Raw genomic sequence first — 14,411 nt, 5'->3', positions numbered from 1 at the left:
TGCGAAGAAAGAGGGACGTCAGCCTCGTATCATGGTAGCCAAGATGGGCCAGGACGGTCACGACCGCGGTGCCAAGGTTGTTGCAACCGGATATGCCGACTGTGGCTTCGATGTGGATATGGGACCCTTGTTCCAGACACCGGCCGAGGCTGCCCGTGAAGCGGTTGAGAACGACGTTCATGTAGTAGGGGTTTCTTCATTGGCTGCCGGACACAAGACATTGGTTCCGCAGATTATCGAAGAGCTCAAGAAGTTGGGACGCGAGGATATCGTAGTGATTGCCGGTGGTGTAATTCCCGCACAAGACTATGACTTCCTTTACAAGGCAGGTGTAGCTGCCATCTTTGGCCCCGGTACTCCGGTTGCCAAGGCTGCTTGCCAGATATTGGAAATCTTGTTGGATGAAGAATAATCCGACACGTTAAATGTTAAAAGAGGGACGGTATGTGTTTACATATCCGTCCCTTTTTCTTAATCTGTGTTATAGAACATACTTTTTTAGTTGGATAATTTGCAGATTTATCAGAAGTCCGTATCTTTGCAATGTGTTTTTCATAGTATTAGATTTAAGGTTAACAAAGGTTGGAGTACAGCGGTACTCCTTTTTTTATGTCCGTACGTCAGCTTTGGGGGAGAAAAATCACCTGGTCTATGTTATCGTTTCTTGCTTATAGTTTCGTTCTTGCCCCCTTTTTATTACCTTTGTCCCGCTAAAAGAATAACGAATGATAGTTTGTATTGCCGAAAAGCCCTCTGTGGCGCGTGACATAGCCGATGTATTGGGAGCGAAAGAAAAGAAGGACGGATACATCGAAGGAAACGGATACCAGGTGACCTGGACATTTGGCCATCTTTGTACGCTGAAGGAGCCGCATGAATATACCCCTAACTGGAAGTCATGGAGTTTGGGAAGCCTCCCCATGATACCTCCCCGTTTCGGCATTAAGCTGATTAGCAATCCCACATACGAGCGCCAGTTCCATACGATAGAGAACCTCATGCAACATGCCGATATGATTATAAACTGCGGTGATGCCGGGCAGGAAGGAGAATTGATACAGCGCTGGGTGATGCAGAAAGCCGGGGCACGTTGCCCGGTGAAACGTCTTTGGATATCTTCATTGACAGAGGAAGCCATCCGTGAGGGCTTTGCCAAGCTGCGCGATGCGTCGGATTTCCAGCCTTTGTACGAAGCAGGCTTGTCGCGTGCCATTGGCGACTGGCTGCTCGGGATGAATGCCACCCGCCTCTACACCATGAAGTATGGGCAGAACCGGCAGGTACTTTCTATCGGCCGTGTGCAAACGCCGACACTGGCGCTGATTGTAAACCGTCAGTTGGAAATACAGAATTTTGTTCCCAAGCAATACTGGGAACTGAAGACCGTCTATCGAGATACCACTTTCTCCACCATCCTCCGGAAAAGTGAGGAGGAACTGGTATTGGAAGCCGAGAAGCAGAAAGAGGCTATAGCTGCCGGGAAGAAACCTAAAAAAGAAGAAGAGAATCGGGGTATCGACCCCATTACCGACCGCGAACGTGGGCTTGTTTTATTGGACCAGATTAAGAATTCTCTTTTTACCGTGACGGATGTCACCAAGAAAGAGGGGAGGGAGGCGCCACTCCGCTTGTTTGACTTGACTTCTTTGCAAGTGGAATGTAACAAGAAGTTTGCCTATTCCGCTGATGAGACGCTGAAAATCATCCAGTCTTTGTATGAGAAGAAAGTGGCTACCTATCCACGTGTAGACACTACCTATTTGAGTGATGACATCTATCCCAAATGCCCCGGCATCTTGAAAGGTCTGCGTGATTACGAGACATTTACAGCCCCTTTGACAGGAACTGCATTGTTGAAGTCCAAAAAGGTTTTCGATAACTCGAAGGTAACAGACCACCACGCCATTATTCCTACCGGTCAGCATCCGCAGAATCTGACGGATATGGAGCGTCGCGTATTCGATTTGATAGCACGCCGTTTCATTGCTGTATTCTATCCCGATTGTAAGTTTGCCACTACCACCGTATTGGGCGAGGTAGAGAGCATAGAGTTCAAGGCTACCGGCAAGCAGATTCTGGAACCGGGTTGGCGTATTATCTTCGGCATCCCCTCGGCACAATCGCAGGAGGAGAAAGAGGAGAAGGGAGAAGAGGAGAATGTGCTTCCGGCTTTTGTGAAAGGAGAAAGCGGACCGCACGTCCCCGATTTGTATGAGAAGTGGACGCAGCCGCCCCGGCCTTATACGGAAGCCACCCTGCTGCGTGCTATGGAAACGGCGGGCAAGCTGGTGGATAACGACGAACTGCGTGATGCGCTGAAGGAAAACGGTATCGGTCGTCCATCTACCCGTGCAGCCATCATCGAGACGCTGTTCAAGCGAAACTATATCCGCAAGGAAAAGAAGAACCTGATAGCCACCCCTACCGGTGTGGAGCTGATACAGATTATCCATGAGGAGCTGTTGAAGTCGGCGGAACTGACCGGTATCTGGGAGAAAAAGCTACGTGAGATAGAAAGGCGGACATATAATGCCGGACAATTCTTGGAAGAATTGAAGCAGATGGTATCGGAAGTCGTGATGAGTGTACTTTCTGATAACAGCAACCGCCACATCACCATCCAAGCGCCTGCTCCCGAAAAGGGCAGTAAGGTTTCTGCCAAGACAGAGGCTGCCGATAAGCCGAAAAAGGAGCCGAAGAAAAGAACACCGAGAAAGTCTGCCGCCGCAGGTAAAAAGACGGAGCAGGCTTCGGGCGCTGTGGCAGCTTCAAGTACGGAGGCTTCCGTACAAGCTGATGACTTCGTCGGCCAGCCTTGTCCGCTTTGCGGAAAAGGTACCGTTATCAAGGGGAAAACGGCTTACGGTTGTTCCGAATGGAAATCCGGATGTACATTCCGCAAGCCGTTTGAATAAGGGTAATCACATTAAATAATTCTCTCCGCCATGTATTTCCAGAGGGGAGCAGCCATCAGCGCCTGGCGGATGCTTCCTTGTTGCAGCAAGTCCTTGACCTCCTGCAAGGAAAGCAGGTGTACGGTCAGGTTCTCCGTATCTTCCAAGTGTTGCTCGGAGATTTTCTCCACGTCCGTAGCCAGGAAACAGTAGGTAATGTTGGTGTGGGTACTTGGATTGGGAGAGATTTGCATGAACTCTTTCCATACTCCGTTTCCATAGCCGGTTTCTTCCAAAAGTTCCCGTTGTGCGGAAACCATCGGAGAGCCGTCCTCTTCTTCGCATACCCCTGCACAGAGCTCATAGGACGTTTCTTGTATGCCATGCCGGTATTGGCGGATAAAGACAAATTGTCCATTACGGGTGATGGCGATGGTATTCACCCAGTTTGGATATTCCAATATATAATAGGAGGGGATGTGGTTGCCGTTGGGCAGCACTACATGGTCCTTACGCACAGTGAGCCACGGAGCCCGATGAAGGTATTCGCTGGATAAGACGGTCCAGGTGTCTTTTGATTTTTCCATAATGGTAAAATTGACTATATTTTAAACAGCATCCCTCCGATATTATCTGTCGTGGCTCCCGTCACCGAGGCGAGGCATCCGGGTGTGTCCGCCATATAGAGGGCAGCCAGGAAAGCAAAGATTAGGGCTTCCTTGTATTCTATGATTTGCCGGCTGGGAATCACGATTTCACACGGACACAAGGCGTCGATACGTTCTATGAGGAACTTGTTGAATGCACCTCCGCCGGTAATCAGCAGTTTTCCGTTACCATCGGGCAAGGGGCGGGCGGTGATGATGCGTGATATTTGCCAGGCGGCATGCTCGTAAAAGGTACGTAGCATATTCTCCATACTCAAGCCATAACGCTCGAGCATGGGATATACCAGCGTTTCCACCCACTCCCGTCCCAATGACTTCGGTCCGGACTGATGGTAGAAATCCATTCCGTTCAGTTCGTCCAGCAGTTCTTGGCAGATGTTGCCTTGCCGTGCTATCTCGCCGTCACGGTCAAATTCCAATCCTATTTGCCGGCAGTAATGGTTGATGACGTAATTCACCGGACTGATGTCAAAAGCGATGCGCCGCCCGTCCTGCTCGAATGAGATGTTGGAGAAACCGCCGATATTCAAACAGAAGTCGTAGTCGGCAAAAAGCAACCGGTCGCCAATAGGTACGAGTGGAGCGCCCTGCCCACCCAGCATGATGTCCAGCCGCCGGAAATCCGAAACGGTAGGTATACGGGTTTCAGCGGCAATGGCGGCTCCGTCACCTATTTGGTACATGATTCTCTTTTGAGGCTCATGGAAGATGGTATGCCCGTGGGAGGCGATAATATCGGGGTGGACTCCAAATTCTTGCATGAACTCGTTGACACGTTCACCGAGAAACTTTCCATAGGAGCTGTGGAAAGTGATGAACTCCAAAGCACTCATTGTCTGTGCACCGGTACCCAATATCTGCTTCATGGCGTCGGGGTAGCTATAGCCTTTTGCACAGTCTATGTGGAAAGACCATTTTCCGGCTTGCTGCCGGAAAGTGCAACAACATACGTCCAGCCCGTCAAGGGAAGTGCCGGACATCAGGCCGATGGCTTGAATTTGGAAGTCTTTCATCCTGATTTTCTTGTTTTATTTATAATTGAGGTAGAATTCGACAACAGCTTCTATTCCTTTACGGAAGATGTCCAATGGTATATTCTCATTAGGTGAGTGGATGGCGTTGGATTCGAGCCCGAAGCCCATCAGAACGGTTTTGATGCCCAGTACTTGCTCGAAAGTGGAGATGATGGGGATACTTCCACCCCGACGCACTGCCAGCGGTTTCTTTCCAAAAGCTTTTTCAAAACCTTTTTCGGCGGCTTGGTAGGCGGGTAGGGTGATGGGACATACATATCCTTGGCCTCCATGCATCGGAGTGACTTTTACCTGTACTGAATCCGGCGCTATGTCCAGAATGTAGTCGGCAAAGAGCCGGGATATCTTGTGGTGGTCCTGGTGGGGAACCAACCGGCAGGATACCTTGGCGTATGCCTTGGATGGGAGCACGGTCTTGGACCCTTCACCCGTATATCCGCCCCAGATGCCGCATACGTCGAAAGACGGACGGCAACTGTTACGTTCCAGCGTACTGTAACCTTTCTCTCCGAAAAGTGCTTTTACATGGATAGCCTTTTTGTATTTCTCTTCGTCGAAAGGAATGCGGGCTATCATGTCGCGCTCGGTTTGGGGAACTTCTTCCACATCGTCATAGAAGCCCGGTACGGTGATACGTCCCTCTGCGTCCGTCACTTGGCTGATTATCTGGCAAAGTACATTGATGGGGTTGGCAACAGCACCGCCGAAGTGACCGCTGTGTAGGTCGCGGTTGGGGCCGGTCACTTCTATTTCCCAATAGGCCAGTCCGCGCAGTCCGGTGGTCAGTGAAGGCAGGTCTGCACCAAGCATGCTGGTGTCCGAAACCAGAATGACGTCTGCTTTCAGCAACTCTTTGTGCTCCTGGCAGAAGCTTTCCAGGCTGGGCGAGCCGATTTCTTCTTCTCCTTCGAAGATGAATTTTACGTTGGTTTGCAGCAGTCCGTTTCTGACGAGGTATTCAAACGCTTTCACTTGTATGAAAGATTGCCCTTTGTCATCATCAGCACCACGTGCCCAGATATGTCCGTCGCGTATTTCCGGCTCAAAGGGTTCGCTTTTCCAAAGTTCGAGAGGTTCGGCCGGCATCACGTCGTAGTGGGCATATACCAATACGGTCTTGGCGTCCGGGTCTACGATTTTCTGTCCAAAAACAATCGGGTTGCCTTTGGAGGGCATTACGAGGGCTTCATCCGCTCCGGCTTCGAGCAGCAACTGTGCCCAGCGTTCGGCGCAGGCAAGCATATCGTCGTGATACTCGGGTTTGGCACTGATGCTTGGAATACGGATGAGGCTGAACAAGTCTTCCAGCATTTTAGACTCGTTCTCTGTAATATATTTCTTTATTTCCATAGGTGAATATTATAGCTGAGTTGTTCTGTCAATCAGGTAATAATCCAGCAATGTCATTGCTGCCATTGCTTCCACGATGGGTACTGCGCGTGGCAATACGCACGGGTCATGGCGTCCTCGGGCTTTCAGGGTGGTGTCTACACCGTCAATGTTCACGGTGTGTTGTTCCATCAGTACGGTTGCCACGGGTTTGAAGGCTACACGGAAATAGATGTCTTGCCCGTTGCTGATTCCACCTTGTATGCCGCCCGAATGGTTGGTGCGGGTTTCGATACGTCCGTTGTTATTGTAGAACACATCATTCTGTTCCGAGCCTTTCTGCTTTAATCCCTTGAAGCCGTCTCCATACTCGAATGCTTTTGCTGCATTGATGCTGAGCATGGCGGCTCCGAGTGCTGCATGGAGTTTGCCGAATACGGGTTGTCCCAGTCCGATGGGGCATCCTTTGACGACACAGGTCACCACTCCTCCGATCGTATCTCCTTCTCCCTTTATCTTGAAGATGAGTTCTTCCATTTCTTTTGCCTTCGCCGGGTCGGGGCAGCGGACCGGATTGGTCTCTATCAGGTCGAGGTCGTATGCGGTATAGTTTTCTTCAAGGCGGATAGGACCTACTTGTGAAGTGTACGCCGTGATGTGTATACCCAGCTGCTTCAGCGCCAATTTGGCCAGGGCACCCGCTACTACACGCGAGATTGTTTCACGGGCTGATGAACGTCCGCCTCCGCGGTGGTCGCGGATGCCATATTTTACTTTATAAGTATAGTCGGCGTGTGACGGGCGGTAGACTTCTTTCAGATTATTGTAATCGTCAGAATGCTGGTTTTGGTTCCATACAATGAATCCTATGGGGCAGCCCGTGGATTTTCCTTCGAAGATGCCGGAGAGGAACTCCACTTTATCACCTTCTTTCCGGGCGGTAGTGATACGTGACTGTCCGGGGCGGCGTCGGTCGAGTTCTGCCTGGACGAAATCCATATCAATGACTATTCCTGCAGGGAATCCGTCTATAACTCCTCCCACACCCTTACCGTGCGATTCCCCAAAACTGGTAAGACGGAGAATATTTCCAAATGAGTTGAACATATCAAATGCTTTAAAGGTTTATATATGAGGTTAATGTGCCAATACGCTTTATAAGAAATGCTTTTGACTTTATAAAGATAACAACTTTTTTTCATAAAACGTTTAAGGAAATAAGATAAAAAGTCTTTTCCGCATAAAGTTGCCTGCCTTTGCCAGAGTTTGGCCAATGGCTTGTTCTTTATAAAAATGGCTTACTCTTTATGAAATCTGCATCCGAATTTCACTCGTAATGATGAAAAAAGGAACATTTATTTTTTAGAAAAGACCTTGTACTGTAACCTTAAAAAGTGTTACTTTGCACCTTTGATTTAAAATGGGAAATTAATAGCTCCCTTGGGAAGCTTTTTATTAACTAAACAAGTACTCAAGAAAGTATGAAAAAGAATTTATTTTATTTATTTGCATTGATCTGTTCAATGAGTTTATTCACGGCTTGTAGTGATGATGACGATGACAAGGTAGTATGTCCTGTGCCGCAAACAGAGTTTACAGTTGCAACAGGTTTGAACTTGACTTATAACGGTGGAACAATGTTGGGAAAGAAAGTAACTTTTACTCCGGATGCTTCTGATGCAACCAAGGCTACTTTGGTATTGGCTGGCAATTTGGATCTTTCCGGTATTCTTACACGTGAAGCGGCTTCCGGTTCTTTTGGCGCAGGCGTATTCCCGGGTTCTCCGGTTGTAACCCTTCCGGTTACTTTGAATATACAAGGTGACGAATGTTCGTTTTCCGGCACAAGTGAGACCGATTATTGTACTTTTGACTATGCAGGAAAGGTTACTGCTTCTTCCTTGAAATTGGATTTAACTAATGTCGCATTGAAAAATTCCGCTTTATCCGGAACAACTTGGGTTCCTACACCCCTTAATTCTGATTATACGGAAGAACCGATTCATTTGATTTGGGAATCCAATAAGAATGTAGAGGTAATGCCTGGCTGGGGGCTACCGATTCAAACAATTTTGACGTTAGCTCTTCGTATGCCTTTAATTGACGCAGGTGGTGATGATAAAGTGAATGTAGAAGATATGTTGTGTAGTGTGTTGCATGATATTACTTTGGGTGCTGACGGTAATATTTCTGCTTCTTATGTTGATGCCGCTCAGGGAGGTACCTCTGTTGTTAAGACTCCTGCGAATGTTGCACAATATGTGGTTCTCAGTGATACCCAAATGAAGGTATATTTGAATCTGGATGCTATCATCGCCAATGTAAAACGTCTGGGCAGTTCTACCAAGGCTATCGATATGAGTGAAATCTTGTCTCAGGCTGTTACGTCTTTGCTTCCTTTGGTAACTGACGGTGTGCCTTTGACTTACGAAAAGAACGAAGGTAAATTAAAGGCTTATTTGAATACGGATTTGTTATTGCCTTTGATGAAAAATATAGTTGCTCCTTTATTCTCGGATGAGGAGTTTGTGAATATGCTTATCGAAGCAATGAAAGCTGATCCTGATTTTGGAAGTATGGCCGGTATGGCAGAAGGTATGTTGAAGGGTTTACCTGAAATAATTAATGAAACAACTCGTTTGGAAGTTGGTTTGAACTTGACTGCCGCTAAATAACTTTTTTTTCGATATGGAATTTTCCCTCCTTTGTCTCCTGATTTTCAGGTTATAGAGGAGGGATTTTTGTTTGTTTTTTCCTACATTTGCATGATAAATAATCAAATTGTAGAAATGATATGACAGAAACGGAAAGACGACAGATTATTGCTTTGGTTAAATCTGAAGTAATTCCTGCCATTGGTTGTACAGAACCTATAGCTGTGGCATTGTGTGTAGCAAAGGCTGCGGAAGTGCTGAATAAGCGTCCCGAAAAGATAACTGTATTGCTGAGTGCCAATATTCTGAAAAATGCAATGGGAGTGGGTATTCCAGGTACGGGGATGATTGGATTACCGATTGCTGTGGCGCTTGGCGCCTTAATAGGTAAGTCGGCATATCAATTGGAGGTTTTGAAAGAAAGTACTCCTGATGCAGTGGAGGCAGGAAAGCGTTTCATAGAAGAAAAGCGCATTCATATATCTTTAAAAAACGATATGGAAGAGAAGCTTTATATAGAAGTATGTTGTGAAGCTGATACGGACAAGGCAACAGCTATTATTGCCGGTGGGCATACTTGCTTTACTTATATAACGCGCAACGGTGACATCTTATTGGACAAACAAATTGCCTCTTGTATCGAAGAGGAGGATGTATTGGACTTGACTTTACGCAAAGTGTATGACTTCGCCATGACAACCCCATTAGACGACATCCGTTTTATCCTTGAAACGGCCCGTCTGAATAAGGCGGCTGCAGAACGTTCTTTTGAGGGTGATTACGGACATGGTCTGGGAAAAATCCTTCGCGGTACTTATGAGCACAAGGTTATGGGGGATAGTGTTTTTTCCCATATTCTTTCTTATACTTCCGGTGCCTGCGATGCCCGTATGGCAGGAGCTATGATTCCGGTCATGAGTAATTCAGGAAGCGGTAATCAAGGTATATCCGCTACGTTGCCGGTTTTGATTTATGCCGAAGAAAACGGAAAATCGGAGGAAGAATTGATACGCGCCTTGATGTTGAGCCATTTGACGGTAATTTATATCAAGCAGAGTTTGGGACGCTTATCTGCCTTATGCGGTTGTGTGGTTGCTGCTACGGGTTCCAGTTGCGGTATAACTTGGCTAATGGGAGGAACTTATGAACAGGTGGCATATGCTGTACAGAACATGATTGCCAATCTTACCGGAATGATTTGTGATGGTGCCAAGCCCAGTTGTGCATTGAAAGTAACCACCGGAGTTTCAACCGCAGTGCTTTCAGCCATCATGGCCATGGAAAACCGTTGTGTGACTTCCGTAGAAGGTATTATTGATGAGGATGTGGATCAAAGTATCCGTAATCTGACAAAAATCGGTTCTAAAGGAATGAATGAAACTGATAAATTGGTATTGGAGATAATGACAAGTAAATAATATAGAATTTGAAAATTAAAGAATTAAAAATTAAAGAATTACCATGCGGCATGCTTAATACTGTGTAGTCTGATTCTTTAATTTTTAATTCTTTAATTTTTAATTCTTTAGTGGCAGCATCCGCCTCCACATTCATGGTCGCCGCATCCGTCGCCACAGTCACCACAACCGCAGCTACCACAACCGCCACCCATCATACGGGCAACTTCAGCAAGCTCTTCGTTCGTGGCCGGGCGGCTTTCCACCACTTCTCCGGTAAAGTTCAAATCACAACCTGCGAGTGGATGATTCATGTCCATTACAACTACGTCTTCCTTTACTTCTACTACACTTCCATTGATGCGTTGACCTTCAGAAGTCATCAAGGGGATGACAGCGCCTTCCACTACACGGTCGCTGTCGAATTCTCCTTCTATCATGAAGATTTCTTTGGGGAGGTCAATGACATGGTCGTCGTCATATTCACCATAAGCTTCTGATGCCGGAATGGTAAAGTCGAATTTATCGCCTATCTGCAAGTCTTTTATCTGGGCTTCAAAAGGTTCGAGTGTCATTCCCAGACCTGAGATAAACTGGAAAGGATGCTCTACGGGTGCTTCTTCTTCGAAATCTTTTTCTCCGTTTTCGATTGAGTACAGCTTATATGCTACGGTGATGTACTTGTTTTCTACTGTTTCCATTAATTTTCTATCTTTATTTAATTAGTAAATACTGTTTTTTTGAGTATTTGAAGAGACAAAGATACGAATTATTTGTTTCGGGATGTAGAGAGCCTTTGGTAATTTTCAGATTATTAAATGGTTTCAATGATTGGCAATACATTTACATTGGCTGTCTGAATGGTTCTATTTAGAACTGTTAAGTGATAAAATAGGATTTTAGGGCGATTTTTTCTTACGATTATTCATATTTATCTTATTTTTTTCTTCAATTTGTTTGGAGATTATAAAAAAGCCCTTACCTTTGCAGCACGTTTGAAACAAAAAAGAAGAATTAAGTTATGAATTTACATACATCTATTAACCTGGCAGTCCTGCATATTATTCGCGTCGTGGTGGTGGCATCAAGAGCGTGAGAAAGGTTATGTATGTATTCGTACGTTAGAAGATAATTTATTAAGCCTTTCTCACTATAGTGGGAGAGGCTTTTTCATTAAAAGGAGATTTGAAAATGAAGCATCAGTTACGCAGCTCGTTCAGCACACAAGGTCGCCGCATGGCGGGAGCCCGTGCATTGTGGACGGCGAATGGTATGAAGAAGGAACAGATGGGTAAGCCCATTATCGCTATAGTCAATTCATTTACACAATTCGTCCCCGGACATGTACACCTGCACGAAATAGGCCAGTTTGTAAAGGAAGAGATTGAAAAGCTGGGGTGTTTTGCTGCGGAGTTCAATACGATTGCCATTGACGACGGTATCGCTATGGGACACGACGGTATGCTTTATTCCCTGCCTTCAAGAGATATCATTGCCGATAGTGTGGAGTATATGGTAAATGCCCATAAGGCGGATGCTATGGTTTGCATCAGTAACTGTGACAAGATTACTCCGGGGATGTTGATGGCGGCTATGAGGCTGAATATACCGACTGTGTTTGTTTCAGGCGGTCCGATGGAAGCCGGGGAATGGAACGGACAACATTTGGATTTGATTGATGCTATGATTAAATCTGCTGATGAAAGTGTGGGCGATAAAGAGGTGGCACAGATTGAGCAACATGCCTGCCCCACTTGCGGATGCTGCTCAGGCATGTTTACCGCTAATTCCATGAATTGCCTGAATGAAGCGATTGGATTGGCACTGCCCGGTAACGGCACGATTGTAGCCACTCACGAAAATCGCAAGAGACTGTTTGAGGATGCAGCTAAGTTGATTGTAGCGAATGCCTTTAGATATTATGAAGAAGGGGATGAGAGTGTACTCCCGCGCAGTATTGCTACTCGCGAGGCATTTTTGAATGCCATGACGCTGGATATTGCGATGGGCGGTTCCACTAATACAGTACTTCATTTGTTGGCTGTGGCTCACGAAGCCGGAGCGGATTTTAAGATGGACGACATTGACATGCTCTCTCGCAAGACCCCCTGCTTATGCAAGGTAGCTCCCAATACCCAAAAGTATCATGTACAAGACGTTAACCGTGCCGGTGGCATCATTGCCATCATGGATGAGCTTGCCAAGGGCGGATTGGTCGATACGAATGTCCGCCGTGTGGATGGAATGACGTTGGCAGAGGCAATCGACCGGTATAGTATTACCAGCTCTAATGTATGTAAAGAGGCAATCAAGAAATACTCCAGTGCGGCAGCCGGAAAGTTCAATCTGGTACTCGGCTCACAAAATGCGTCTTATAAGGAACTCGATACGGACCGTGCGACTGGTTGTATCCGTGATTTGGAACATGCATACAGCAAGGATGGCGGTCTGGCGGTTTTGAAGGGAAATATAGCTCAGGACGGTTGCGTTGTCAAGACTGCCGGTGTAGACGAGAGTATCTGGAAATTTACGGGGCCAGCGAAAGTCTTCGACTCACAAGATGCGGCTTGTGACGGTATTCTGGGTGGAAAGGTGGTCAGTGGAGACGTCGTCGTCATCACTCACGAAGGGCCGAAAGGTGGACCGGGTATGCAAGAGATGCTTTATCCTACTTCTTATATCAAATCCCGCCATCTGGGTAAGGAGTGTGCATTGATTACCGACGGGCGTTTTAGTGGCGGTACTTCCGGACTAAGTATCGGACATGTTTCTCCCGAAGCGGCTGCCGGTGGTAATATCGGCAAGATTAAGGATGGGGACATTATCGAAATTGATATACCGAACCGTTCTATCAATGTGAAGTTGACGGATGAAGAGCTTGCAGCACGCCCTATGACTCCGGTAACCCGCAACCGTGAAGTCTCCAAAGCATTGAAAGCATATGCCAGTATGGTGAGTTCCGCTGACAAAGGGGCTGTGAGGCTGATTGATTAAAAGCCCCCCTTTCCGAAAGCGAGGGGAGGAGAGAATGAAACAAATTTTTCAAGCTACTATTGAGCTTTTAAATATAATGAATAGATAAAGTATGGCTGATAATAATAAAAAGAGTAACTTTTCCTCCCTCTCCCAAGGAGAGGGTCGGGGTGAGGCTCTAATAACAGGCGCAGAAGCATTGATGCGCTCTCTGGAGCATCAGGGAGTAAAGACTATTTTCGGTTATCCGGGAGGGAGCATCATGCCGGTATTCGATGCCTTATACGACCATCGGAAGGAATTGAACCACATCTTGGTTCGTCATGAACAAGGAGCAACCCATGCGGCACAAGGCTTTGCACGTGTATCAGGCGAGGTTGGCGTTTGTCTGGTTACCAGTGGACCGGGTGCTACCAATACTATCACGGGCATTGCAGATGCCATGATTGACAGTACGCCTATCGTTGTCATTGCCGGCCAGGTAGGGACGAACTTCTTGGGTACGGATGCATTTCAGGAAGTGGACTTGGTAGGCATTACTCAGCCTATCACGAAATGGAGTTACCAGATTCGTCGTGCAGAAGATGTGGCCTGGGCAGTGGCACGTGCTTTCTATGTGGCAAAGAGCGGACGTCCGGGACCGGTCGTGCTGGATTTTGCTAAAAACGCCCAAGTGGAGAAAACAGAATATGCGCCTACTAAGGTGGACTATGTCCGTAGCTATCTTCCCGTTCCCGAAATGGAGCCGGAGGCCATACGGAAGGCTGCTGAATTAATAAATGGTGCGAAACGGCCTTTGGTGCTGGTTGGACAAGGCGTGGAGCTGGGAGAAGCCCAGCAAGAGCTTCGTGCTTTCATTGAGAAAGCCGGAATGCCTGCCGGATGCACTTTATTGGGACTTTCCGCATTACCTACGAACCATCCGTTGAACAAAGGAATGCTTGGTATGCACGGTAACCTGGGGCCCAATATCAATACCAATAAATGTGATGTCCTTATCGCCGTAGGCATGCGCTTTGATGACCGTGTGACGGGTAAATTGGAAACATATGCCAAGCAGGCGAAGATTATCCACTTTGATATTGACCCTGCCGAAATAGATAAGAATGTAAAGACTGATGTTGCTGTCCTGGGAGATTGCAAAGAGACACTGGCTGCCGTTACCCAATTGCTGGAACCCGCCAACCATCAGGAATGGATTGACAGTTTCCGGCAATACGAGGAAGTGGAAGAGGAAAAGGTAATCCGTCCGGAATTACATCCGGCAGGAAAAGCGCTAAGCATGGGTGAGGTGGTGCGTGCTGTGAGTGAGGCTACCCATAACGAGGCGATATTGGTGACTGATGTCGGCCAGAATCAGATGATGTCCGCCCGTTATTTCAAATACAGCAAGGAACGTAGCATTGTTACTTCCGGTGGCCTGGGTACTATGGGCTTCGGCCTTCCGGCAGCTATCGGTGCC

The 14,411-nt window shown here is 47.1% G+C and carries 11 protein-coding genes; 6 read left to right on the top strand and 5 right to left on the bottom strand.

Translation table 11 applies throughout. The features are described from left to right. The coding region (locus tag ABUA47_RS17555) for a cobalamin-dependent protein (protein ID WP_349831833.1) at nucleotides 1-412 on the top strand (412 nt) is incomplete at its 5' end. Nucleotides 413-725: 313 nt separating this feature from the next. Then, nucleotides 726-2,915, top strand: coding sequence for a DNA topoisomerase 3 (locus ABUA47_RS17550; protein WP_005833152.1), 2,190 nt, complete (start codon nucleotides 726-728; stop codon nucleotides 2,913-2,915). 11 nt (nucleotides 2,916-2,926) lie between these two features. On the opposite strand, the gene ABUA47_RS17545 is transcribed toward ABUA47_RS17550, so the two are convergent. The 4 genes from ABUA47_RS17545 to aroC are packed head-to-tail and all read right to left on the bottom strand — an operon-like array spanning nucleotide 2,927 to nucleotide 7,032. Then, nucleotides 2,927-3,481: an NUDIX hydrolase gene (locus ABUA47_RS17545; RefSeq protein WP_005833149.1), complete on the bottom strand. Its 555-nt coding sequence runs from the start codon at nucleotides 3,479-3,481 to the stop codon at nucleotides 2,927-2,929. 14 nt (nucleotides 3,482-3,495) lie between these two features. Continuing rightward, nucleotides 3,496-4,575, bottom strand: coding sequence for an anhydro-N-acetylmuramic acid kinase (locus ABUA47_RS17540; protein ID WP_035449124.1), 1,080 nt, complete (start codon nucleotides 4,573-4,575; stop codon nucleotides 3,496-3,498). 15 nt (nucleotides 4,576-4,590) lie between these two features. After that, nucleotides 4,591-5,946, bottom strand: coding sequence for a dipeptidase (locus ABUA47_RS17535; protein ID WP_005833147.1), 1,356 nt, complete (start codon nucleotides 5,944-5,946; stop codon nucleotides 4,591-4,593). Between the two features lie 9 nt (nucleotides 5,947-5,955). Continuing rightward, nucleotides 5,956-7,032 (bottom strand): chorismate synthase, encoded by a 1,077-nt coding sequence (gene aroC / locus ABUA47_RS17530; protein ID WP_005833146.1) that lies wholly within the window; start codon nucleotides 7,030-7,032, stop codon nucleotides 5,956-5,958. Nucleotides 7,033-7,406: 374 nt separating this feature from the next. Between aroC and ABUA47_RS17525 the strand changes: the two genes are divergently transcribed. Continuing rightward, nucleotides 7,407-8,600 (top strand): DUF4925 domain-containing protein, encoded by a 1,194-nt coding sequence (locus ABUA47_RS17525; protein WP_034522772.1) that lies wholly within the window; start codon nucleotides 7,407-7,409, stop codon nucleotides 8,598-8,600. A 119-nt stretch (nucleotides 8,601-8,719) separates the two neighbouring features. Beyond that, entirely contained in the window at nucleotides 8,720-9,997 is a 1,278-nt protein-coding gene (locus ABUA47_RS17520) for a serine dehydratase subunit alpha family protein (protein ID WP_005833143.1), read from the top strand. A gap of 107 nt (nucleotides 9,998-10,104) precedes the next feature. Here the strand turns inward: ABUA47_RS17520 and ABUA47_RS17515 are convergent, their stop codons facing one another. Beyond that, nucleotides 10,105-10,677 carry a peptidylprolyl isomerase gene (locus ABUA47_RS17515; protein WP_005833142.1) on the bottom strand — a complete coding sequence of 191 codons (573 nt, stop codon included), beginning with the start codon at nucleotides 10,675-10,677 and terminating at the stop codon, nucleotides 10,105-10,107. Nucleotides 10,678-11,167: 490 nt separating this feature from the next. Here ABUA47_RS17515 and ilvD point away from each other — a divergent pair, with 490 nt between their 5' ends. Further along, nucleotides 11,168-12,970: a dihydroxy-acid dehydratase gene (gene ilvD / locus ABUA47_RS17510; RefSeq protein WP_005833140.1), complete on the top strand. Its 1,803-nt coding sequence runs from the start codon at nucleotides 11,168-11,170 to the stop codon at nucleotides 12,968-12,970. A 91-nt stretch (nucleotides 12,971-13,061) separates the two neighbouring features. After that, on the top strand, nucleotides 13,062-14,411 hold a 1,350-nt coding region (ilvB, locus tag ABUA47_RS17505; RefSeq protein WP_349831832.1), incomplete at its 3' end, for a biosynthetic-type acetolactate synthase large subunit.

The organism is Bacteroides sp. RTP31139st1_H2_RTP31139_211217 (genome assembly GCF_040227615.1).
In the GTDB taxonomy this organism is placed as follows: Bacteria; Bacteroidota; Bacteroidia; order Bacteroidales; family Bacteroidaceae; genus Bacteroides; species Bacteroides uniformis.
Note: the sequence above shows the minus strand (reverse complement) of the source record. Positions and strands in the feature narration are given on the sequence as shown.